At 69.3% G+C, this 9,249-nt stretch carries 7 protein-coding genes and 3 pseudogenes; 8 read left to right on the forward strand and 2 right to left on the reverse strand.

The features are described from left to right. The first annotated feature begins 2 nt into the window (after positions 1-2). From Ae150APs1_RS09005 to Ae150APs1_RS32685, 4 genes and pseudogenes are all read left to right on the forward strand, one after another. Positions 3-1,790 (forward strand): ABC transporter ATP-binding protein, encoded by a 1,788-nt coding sequence (locus tag Ae150APs1_RS09005; RefSeq protein ID WP_075296898.1) that lies wholly within the window; start codon positions 3-5, stop codon positions 1,788-1,790. Then, complete coding sequence (locus Ae150APs1_RS09010; protein ID WP_075296899.1) at positions 1,787-3,562, forward strand: ABC transporter ATP-binding protein; 1,776 nt, start codon at positions 1,787-1,789, stop codon at positions 3,560-3,562. Before Ae150APs1_RS09005 ends, Ae150APs1_RS09010 begins: the two co-directional genes overlap by 4 nt. A gap of 184 nt (positions 3,563-3,746) precedes the next feature. Continuing rightward, positions 3,747-4,061, forward strand: a pseudogene (locus tag Ae150APs1_RS34265) (FAD-binding protein); the annotation flags it as partial. A gap of 118 nt (positions 4,062-4,179) precedes the next feature. Continuing rightward, positions 4,180-4,463 (forward strand): annotated as a pseudogene (locus Ae150APs1_RS32685) (hypothetical protein); the annotation flags it as partial. 71 nt (positions 4,464-4,534) lie between these two features. Here the strand turns inward: Ae150APs1_RS32685 and Ae150APs1_RS09020 are convergent. Continuing rightward, positions 4,535-5,101, reverse strand: a pseudogene (locus Ae150APs1_RS09020) (transcriptional regulator); the annotation flags it as partial. Positions 5,102-6,565: 1,464 nt separating this feature from the next. After that, positions 6,566-7,408, reverse strand: a complete 843-nt coding sequence (locus Ae150APs1_RS09035) for an AAA family ATPase (RefSeq protein WP_075296905.1) — start codon at positions 7,406-7,408, stop codon at positions 6,566-6,568. A gap of 232 nt (positions 7,409-7,640) precedes the next feature. Between Ae150APs1_RS09035 and Ae150APs1_RS09040 the strand changes: the two genes are divergently transcribed. The 4 genes from Ae150APs1_RS09040 to Ae150APs1_RS09055 all read left to right on the forward strand — a co-directional run. Beyond that, positions 7,641-8,063 carry a plasmid replication, integration and excision activator gene (locus Ae150APs1_RS09040; RefSeq protein ID WP_075296907.1) on the forward strand — a complete coding sequence of 141 codons (423 nt, stop codon included), beginning with the start codon at positions 7,641-7,643 and terminating at the stop codon, positions 8,061-8,063. A gap of 113 nt (positions 8,064-8,176) precedes the next feature. Continuing rightward, positions 8,177-8,530, forward strand: a complete 354-nt coding sequence (locus Ae150APs1_RS09045; RefSeq protein ID WP_083680029.1) for a WhiB family transcriptional regulator — start codon at positions 8,177-8,179, stop codon at positions 8,528-8,530. Positions 8,531-8,605: 75 nt separating this feature from the next. Then, positions 8,606-8,896 carry a transposase gene (locus Ae150APs1_RS09050; RefSeq protein ID WP_075295029.1) on the forward strand — a complete coding sequence of 97 codons (291 nt, stop codon included), beginning with the start codon at positions 8,606-8,608 and terminating at the stop codon, positions 8,894-8,896. Then, positions 8,893-9,249, forward strand: a 357-nt coding sequence (locus Ae150APs1_RS09055) for an IS3 family transposase (protein WP_139317632.1), incomplete at its 3' end; no start/stop codon positions are given. The genes Ae150APs1_RS09050 and Ae150APs1_RS09055, both read left to right, overlap by 4 nt.

Consider the following 9,249-nt stretch of genomic DNA (forward strand, 5'->3'; position numbering starts at 1 on the left):
AGATGGGGGACGATCCCGCCGGGCTCGGGCGTGGTCCGCTGACCCGCCGGCTGCCGGTGTACGGGCAGGCCGCACCCGACACGCCCACGGCCCGGCCCTACGTCGTGGCCCCCGCGACCACGCCGCGGCGGTTCTTTCTGCAGGTGATCTTCTCGGTGACGCACCTGACGGTCCCCGCGGCGGTGTGCGCGACCCTGCTGATGGTGGCGCAGTCGCTGGTGCCGGTGATCGTCGGTGCCGCCATCGACCGGGCCCTGGCCACCGGTGATCACACCCAGATGCTGTTCTGGTCGGCCGTGCTCGCAGTGAACGTCGCGGTGCTCGCCCTGTGCTCCCGGTTCGCACAACAACTCACCGTTCACGCCGCGCAGCTCGCGCAGCTGCGACTGCGCGCGACCCTGTCGCGGGCGGTGCTGCACCCCACCCGGCCCGCACGACGCCGGCCCGACGGCAGCGTGGTCTCGCTGATGACCAACGACGTGCAGCGCACCGCCATGGTCGGGCTCGGGGTCTTCGCGCTCGCCGAGATCCTGGCGATCGCCTTCATCGCCGCGGCACTGCTGTTCGTCCACTGGCCCCTCGGCATCGTCGCACTGGTGGGGGCGGTGGTGGCGCTGTGGCTCACCAGCGTGCTCAGCGGGCGGTTCACCCGCGACAGCCGCGTCTACCAGGGACTGCTGGCCGACACCGTCGGGCGGGCGACCGACCTGGTTCACGGCTACCGGGTGATCAAAGGGATGCGCGCGGAGACCGAGGCGACCCGCCGCTACCGCGCGGCGAGCCGCGAGACCCTGCGCGGCGCACACCGCAACCAGGCGCTGCTCGGACGGTTCATCGGCACCAGCGGGGCCGTGAGCCGGATCTACGTCGCCGTCGTCGCCGCGCTCGCCGGGCTGTTCGCGGTACAGGGCGCCCTCACAGTCGGCGGGCTGATCGCCGCCGTCGGGCTCGCCCAGGCCCTACTCCCACAGCTGTTCTTCATCTCCCGCAACGCAGTGCCCGGCTGGGTCGCCGGACTCGCCTCCAGCAGCCGGGTACTCGACGTGCTCAGCGCCGCTGCGGAACGCTCCTCCGGCCCCGACCGGGCGAGCGAACCCGTACCGGCCGGCGCGACGGTCGAGATCACCGTGCCCGGGCAGGGCGTGGTGCGGGCCGGACCCGGGCAGATGGTCGGGGTACGGACCGACGACCGAACGGCGGCCGCGATCGCCGAGACCGTGCTCGACCCGCACGGCGTGGACGAAAGAGGCGACCCCAGCGACGGAAGCGGCAGCGGCGTCGGCGATGTCGCGGAGATCGTCGTCCGGATCGGCGGGGTCCCGGCGCACCTGCTCGACCCTGCGGCCTACCGGGAACACCTGCTGGTCGCGCCGCACCATGCGACCTTGTTCAGCGGCACCGTCGCCGACAACCTCGACGTACCCGGCGCATCCTGCTCGACCCGCGCCGCCGCCCTGCAGGCCGCGGCCTGCGACGACTTCGTCGCCGACCCGGCACGGACCGAGCTCGGGGAGCAGGGCAACCGCCTGTCCGGCGGCCAGGCACAGCGGGTCGCACTGGCCCGGGCGCTGGCCCGCGACGCCCCGGTACTGCTGCTGCACGACCCGACGACCGCGGTCGACCCGATGACCGAGGGGCGCATCAGCCGCGGCCTCGCGCAGCTCCGGCGCGACCGCACCACCGTCCTCATCGCCGCCTCCCCCGCCCTGCTCGAGGTCTGCGACCAGGTCACCGATCTGCGGCCCGCGCCCGACGAGGCCGCCGTCGCCGATGCGAGCGCCCTGCGATGAGCGTCGCCGACACCGCATCGCCGCGGGCCTTCCCCGTCGCCGACTCCCGCACCGTCCGCCGCGAGATCACCCGGCTCGCCCGACCGCACCACCTGACCCTGTTCGGGGTGCTGGTGCTGGGTGTACTGAGCACCGCGACCAACCTCGTCACCCCGGTGGTGATCGGCGACCTCATCGACCGTGTCCAGGCAGGCACCGCCACACTCGTCACGGTGGCCTGGGCCGCCGGCGCCACGATCGTCTCCACCGCGGTGGGCTCGGCCGGCGTCGGCGCGACCATCGTCCTGGCCGGCCGCTGCTATCACGCTGTTCTCGCCGAACTGCGCGAACAGCTCGTGGAGCACGCGATGTCGCTGCCCCAAGCGGTGACCGAACGCGCCGGCACCGGGGACCTCGTGTCGCGCTCCAGCGACGACGTCGGCGAGATCGTCGACGCCGCGCCACAGATCATCCCCGCAGTCACGACCGCGACGTTCACCATCGTCGTCACCCTCGCCGGGCTGTCCGCGCTGGACTGGCGCTACGGGGCCGCCCTGCTGGTGACACTGCCCGTGTACGTACTGACCATGCGCTGGTACCTGCGCACCGCACCGGCGGTCTACCGCGCCGAACGGGCCGCGATGAGCGGCCGCGCCCAGCAGATCGTGGAGTCCCAGCGCGGATTCGCGACGGTGCTCGGATTCGGTCTCGCCGACCGGCGCCACCAACGCCTGCAGGACGCCTCATGGACCGTGTCCGGGCACACCCTCCGCGCCCGGACCGTGCAGAACATGTTCGGCAACCGGCTGACGTGCGCAGAGTTCCTGGGCCTGGCCGCGATCCTGCTCACCGGGTACTGGCTGATCGGAGCAGAGCTGTCCACCATCGGCGCAGCCACCGCCGCGACGCTGATGTTCCTGCGCCTGACCGGACCGGTCTACGGCTTCCTGCTCGCACTCGACCAGCTGCAATCCGTGCTCGCCTCACTGGGTCGCATCATCGGCGTCGGCACGACCCCCACACCGCCGCCGGCCCGCACCGAACCCGGCGGACCGGACGTTGCCGTCAGCGTCCGCCACGTCGATTTCCGATACGACGCGACAGCGCCGCTCGTTCTCGACGGCATCGACCTCACCGTGGCAGCCGGGGAGCGGGTCGCCCTGGTGGGGGCCTCCGGTGCCGGCAAGACCACCCTCGCAGCAGTCGTCGCCGGCATCCATACACCGGGCACCGGCACCGTCGCCCGCCCCCAACGCACCGCGGTCATCACCCAGGAGACACACGTCTTCGCCGGAACACTGCGCGACAACCTCACCCTCGCCGCACCAGAGGCCACCGACGACCACATCCGGGCGGCGCTCGTCGACACCGCAGCCATCGGGCTGCTCGAGACGCTGCCCGACGGCCTCGACACCGACCTCGGCACCCGCGGCAAGGCCCTGACCCCCGCGCAGGCCCAGCAGGTCTCACTCGCCCGGCTACTGCTCGCCGACCCCGACCTCGTGATCCTCGACGAAGCCACCGCCGAAGCCGGATCGACCCACTCCGCACAGCTCGACCGCGCCGCGGACGCCGCCCTGCGCGGACGCACGGGGCTGGTCATCGCCCACCGATTGTCCCAGGCAGCGGCGTGTGACCGCATCATCGTCATGGAGCGGGGACGGATCGTCGAGAACGGAACCCACGACGAACTCGTCGCCTCCGGCGGACGCTACGCGCGGCTGTGGGAGTCGTGGAGCGCCGAGTCGGGGCCTACCTCGTGGCCGATCACACCGCAGCTCGACCACACCTGATCCGAACGCACCCTCCGTGAGATCTCAGCCGTCGCAAGCCACCAGCTCTCCTCCGATGCGGGCTGCCGCCGCGGAGATCGGGAGCGCACACACGACCAGGCCTCATGGACCTCGGCCTGCGCTACCACGAGGTGCCGCGAGTGGCGGGCTACCTCACAGCACCGGAGGCGTCCTGTCAGGGCCGATGGCCAAGCCCGGCCGGCGGCCGACCAGTCCGGACCAACTGGCCGGCCCCCCCCCCTGGCCCGCCGACCCCACTCGACCTGACCGACGGCCATGCGATCCCGACGCATCCGTCCTGATCTCGCGTTCCCCGAGATCGTCTGTGTCGCCAGCCGCCGCGGGGAGGCCCACCGTCCGTTTCGGTCCCGGCCCCTCCACCCACCCCCGATGCACGATCGGCGGGATGATCGGCAACAACGCCTGCGGGTCACGTTCGCTGGCCTACGGACGCACCTCGGACAACGTCGCCGGCCTGGGGCTGCTCACCGCCGCCGGGGACCGTCTGGTCACCGGCTACGAGAACGGCGTCGCCGTCGCCCGCGGCTCGGAGACCGTCGTCTCCGGCGTCCGGGCCGCGATCTCGCGGGGCCACACTCGCCGACGACGCCCGCACCGGCATCCCCATCGTGGGCATCGAGCCCTCGTGCACCGCCGTGCTGCGCTCCGACGTCCGCGAGCTGCTGCCCGACGACCCGGCTGCTGCGGGCTCGCCGGCAACTTCGGCGTCGAACGCGGCCACTACGAGGTGTCGGTCGCCGTGGCCGGACAGAACCTGCTCCCCGCACTCGACACCGCCCCCGACGCCGTCGTACTCGCCGACGGCTTCTCCTGCCGCGCCCAGATCGCCGACCTGCGCGACCGGCCGGCACTGCACCTGGCCCAACTCCTGGATCGTTGAGCCACCCGCCGGCCACCCCGGCTGAGCGGATCTGGCCCCCGCAAGCCCCGAGGCCTCCGCGAGGCGGCGCCCTACGACAAGGCTGTGTCCTCCCGAGGTTGTGCGGAGCAAGCGCCGACCCGCTCGGCCGCCCAGCCGGCGAGCAGGGTCAGGGCGTCGGCCGACGACTCCCCAGGTTCGGCCGTGTAGGCGACAACAACAAGTCCGGGGTCCGAGGGTGCCGGCAGGCTCTCGAAGCTGATCGTCATCTCGCCGACTATCGGATGCCGGAATGACTTCGTGCCGCTGTGATGCAGGCGCACGTTGTGCCGCGCCCATCGCACCCGGAACTCGTCGCTGCGGGTGGAAAGCTCCCCCACCAAGTCACTGATCCCACGGTCGAACGGGTCGCGCCCCGAGTCGGTGCGCAGCAGGTTCACCGCACTGTCGGCCATCGACTCCCAGTCCGGGTAGAACTCCCGGGCCCGCGGGTCCAGGAAGCAGAACCGCACGAAGTTCACCGACAGTGACGGGTCCGGGTGGTCCGGGTCGGGATACAGGACGCTGTAGAAGGCATGGCCGAGCAGGTTCGCACACACCAGGTCCTGACGGGCGTTGCGCACGAAGGCCGGAGCGGCAATGACGTCGAGCAAGCGTTGGAGTTCGGGCCGTGGCGGCGAGCCCGCCGCCGGGTGTCAGGGTTCGCCGCCTGCCCGGCGCGGGCGTCGGCGCGGGCGATTGACCGAGGCGCTGCGATGCAGGTCGAACAGATGCGAGCGTTCCGCGTCAATCGCCCGAAGCAGAAACGGCACCCCTCCCAAGATCGGGAGTGGGCGCCGTTTCCGCTGGTAGAACCACCTGAGCGGGCGACGGGAATCGAACCCGCGTAGCCAGTTTGGAAGACTGCGGTCAATGCGCTGTCCACCTGCGCGGCCTGCGCCGGTCGACTGACCGTGAGTGACCGTGGTTGTCCGCCAGTACTCGCACGCTCATTGCACGATCAGACCCCGTCGGGTGTCTTTTTTCCCACGCGCCCGGCCCTGCTGGTGATCTCCTCGCGGCGCGGGTTCACCCCTGCCAGGCCGAGGGGCGGGGTGCAAGGCACGGGGTTCAGCCTTGCACCCCGCCCCTCGGCCTGGTTGCCGTCTCGGCGCGCCGTGAGGAGATCACCAGTCCTGCCGCACTCCCCCCGATCTCCGAGCGGTGTCGGGTTCGGGCGGAGCCCGGCCGCCGGAGGCACCTCGGGCGGCACGCCCGGCCTACAGGGCGGACGGACGGCGGTCCCGCATCGACAGCGGCGCGACACGACGCGGAGCAGGAGCACCGGCGACCATCGTGCAAGCGTGCCGTCGGCGACTCTCTGGGGTTCAGGCGACTGCCTGGTGGTTTGGGGTCGGGTAGCCGAGCCCGCCGCCGCGAACGGGCCGGAGGTGTAGTGAGCGAGCGGCGGGGGCGGCGTGCCCGACCCCGCGCCGCCGAAGGCGGCGCCTTGATCCCCTAAAGCACAATTCGGCAACACGCACGACCTAGGCAGACGACGTGTTGCAAGCCAGCTCGGGCGGAACAGCGCCGGCAACGAGGTCAGCCACCGGACGCATCATGGCGGTTGAAAGAAGCGATGATGTGGTGGGCGGCGTCGACGGGCGTGACCATCGAGGTATCCAAAGTCGTCGCCGGCGGAGGCAAGAGTGGCGTGGCGTCCCAAGCATCGAGCCGCGCCTGGAGGTCGGTGCTTCCTCGCTGCTGCAATCTACTGTTTGCCACATCACGGGGACACCAGAGAGCGAGAACGAGCCAATGAGTCTCTGGAGTCGCAGCAACAACGGCGTCAACGGCTTCCGGCTGACCTAGATGCAAAACTGGCCAACCGCTAGCGAGACTTTGCCTTAGTCCGACTCTGTCAATAATATAGGTAGCGCTGTACCGACTGTTCTGCCAAATTACACAACCGGAGCGAGTCAGCCTATCGCACACCAATCGATCCACCATCCGGTAACCATCAGTTCTACCGGGACCACACTTTATACGACGAAACAAGTGGAAACGCATATCGCAGCTAGTCAGCGCCGCCGTGACAGTGTTCTTACCTGCCGCGGGCGGCCCATAGAGCAGAATCCCGCGGGTCATACTGAGATCTTTTCGATGATCCGGCGAGCCTGCGACTGAAGCGGCTCACTTGATGCAGAGTTCTCTACAACAAAGTGGTCGACCGGAGGTCGAAAATTAAGATCGAGACCATCCAGATGCGCCCCCCAATCTGCAAGCTTTGTCGCGTCCCGGGCTGCTCCGCGCCGACGAAGATAGCTATGCATCGTCCGTGCATCACAGGCAACCCAAACGAGGGTGGTGTCTGCATTGAATGCAGCATGGGAGTCAATCGTGCGACGTAGCCATGCCGGATCAGAAAACTCTCTCAAGAAAGGGGCATCAGCGATGACGCTGTTACCACACTGGAGATTCTCGGTCACGACAGCAGCGACCACCTCGTATTCGCGAGGACGCACCTGCTTGAGGTAGACGGCAGATTCGCGGTCATGGGGAGACCGCCCAAGGACCTCTAGCACTTGTTCCACTAGCGGGCGAGTCACGGTGTCTTTGTCAATCACAGCCCAGCCGACCTCGCGAGCAATAGTGCGCGCCAATTCAGATTTTCCGCTACCTGGATAACCCCCTATCAAGATCACTTGCGGGCGGCGGTCTCGCCGAAGATCAGGCCGCCCCTGCCTCGGAGCACGAACGGTCCGCCTGGACCTCGGCTCGTTTACGATCAGGCCATCCTCAGCAAGGAGCTTCATCGCCTCAGAGATCGTGAAGGGGCTAACTCCCCACTCGGATGCGAGCACCTTGGTTGAGGGGAGAGTCGCGCCGTTGATTAGGCGGCCCGCTGAGATGTCATTGGCGATGTGGCGAGCAATCTGCGCGTGCAGCGCCTCGCCCCGCGACAGTGTCCGTCGTAGTGGCTCCATGATCTCGACTTCCTGGCCGTCCCGCTCGGCCGCTCTAGCTAGCTGCCCGGTGTTCCACTCGCACCCCGGCGCGCGCGGTGCACGGAAATTCTACCAACGCAGCGAGCGTTGTAGCTGGTCAGCACCCCCGTCAAGAGGTCGTTGCCATTCAGTTGACATGCTTAACTGTCAACTGCTAGCTTCACGTAGAGCTTGCAGCTGAACGCAGAGAGCGAACGACGGAGGAGCTGGCATGGCGCGGAGCAACAGGTTTGTGGTGGCGATGGGTGATGTGTTCCCGCACGGCGCGTTCGTTGTGTCGGAGGTGGAGGCGGTGCGGGACTTCGACAAGTCTTCGCCGGGGCGTCCGGTGCAGCAGGTGGATCGGGAGTCGGGGTTGCCGGTGTGGTCTGTGTCGGTGCTGGATGCTGATCCGGAGGCGCGGCGGTCGGAGAAGACGGTGGTGGTGAAGATCGCGGCGGCGCATCAGCCGGTGCCGCCGGAGGCGGCTGGGGGGTTGCCGTTCCGGCCGGTGGAGTTCGACGGCCTGACGGTGACTCCGTATGTGCAGGAGTCGGGTGGTCGTCCGCGTGTGGCCTACAGCTTCCGCGCGGCGGGGATGCGTTCCCCTGGTCCGCAGCGTGGGCAGGCGGGCAAGAACCAGGACGCGGCCTGACCGGGTGTGGTGTGGAGGAGCCCGTTAGTGGCGGGCTCCTCCACGAGGTCTTCCTCGTCTCATGTTGTGGCCGTAGCAGGCACTCGATCGACTCGGAAGGACACCGAGCATAGATGAACGTTGAGTTTTCTCCATCCCCTGCCGTTCGGCTCGGGGGTGTGACCGGTGCTGGCGAACGCAGCTGGGTTGCTGGGGCGGCGTGTCGGGGGATGGACACGGGGTTGTTCTTCCCCGTCGATGATCGTCCGAGGGCTGCCGAGTCTGCGTTGGCGGTGTGCCGTCGCTGCCGGGTTCGTGGGATCTGTCTGGTGGAGGCGTTGCTGGTGGAGGACCCGGCCCGCCGGTACTGCGTCGTCGGTGCCACGACCCCAGCGGAGCGGGATCGTCTGCATCGCACCGCACGTGTCGCCGCCCGCCGTGAGGCTGGGGCCGCTGTGACCTCGATGCCGGGGAGGGCTGCGGCATGAACCCCGACAGCGCAGGCACCGACACGGGCTGCGGTTCCCCCATGATCGGGGAGGCATCAGCTATAAGGGGTAGCGATGCCAGAGGTACGGAAGCGATACGACCGGGAGTTCCGTGACGGGGCGGTCCGGATCGTCGAGGAGACGGGCAAGCCGATCGCCCAGGTCGCCAGAGACCTGGGGGTCAACGAGGGCACGCTGGGCAACTGGGTGGCCCGCGCCCGTGAGGCCCGTGAGGAGACCGAGGGCCTGTCCCGCGGGGACGTCGAGGAGCTCAAGCGGTTGCGTGCGGAGAACGCCGAGCTGCGGATGGAGCGTGATGTCCTCAAGCGATCCGTGGTCCTGTGGGTCAAGGAGGCGACGAGGTGAGCGTGGCCCGTTTCATCGCCGACCAGAGGACCTTCCACCGGGTGCCGCACACGCTGGCCTGTGCCCTGCTCGGGGTGTCGATCTCGTGGCTGTACAAGTGGCTGCAGCGCGCCGGCAGCCCCGACGGTGGCACGACCGCGACCGAGCAGCGGCGGACCCGGCTCGACGCCGCGGTGGGCGTGGCGTTCGACGCTGCCCAGCGGTTGCACGGCTCGCCGAGGTTGCACGCGGACCTGCGTGAGGCCGGCTGGCAGGTCTCGGAGAAGACTGTGGCGGACTCGATGCGTCGCCAGGGCCTGGTCGCGCGCCGGATCAAGAGACGCAACGGGCTGGCCCGTCAGGACCGCGCAACG

Source organism: Pseudonocardia sp. Ae150A_Ps1 (genome assembly GCF_001932315.1).
Taxonomy (GTDB): domain Bacteria; phylum Actinomycetota; class Actinomycetes; order Mycobacteriales; family Pseudonocardiaceae; genus Pseudonocardia.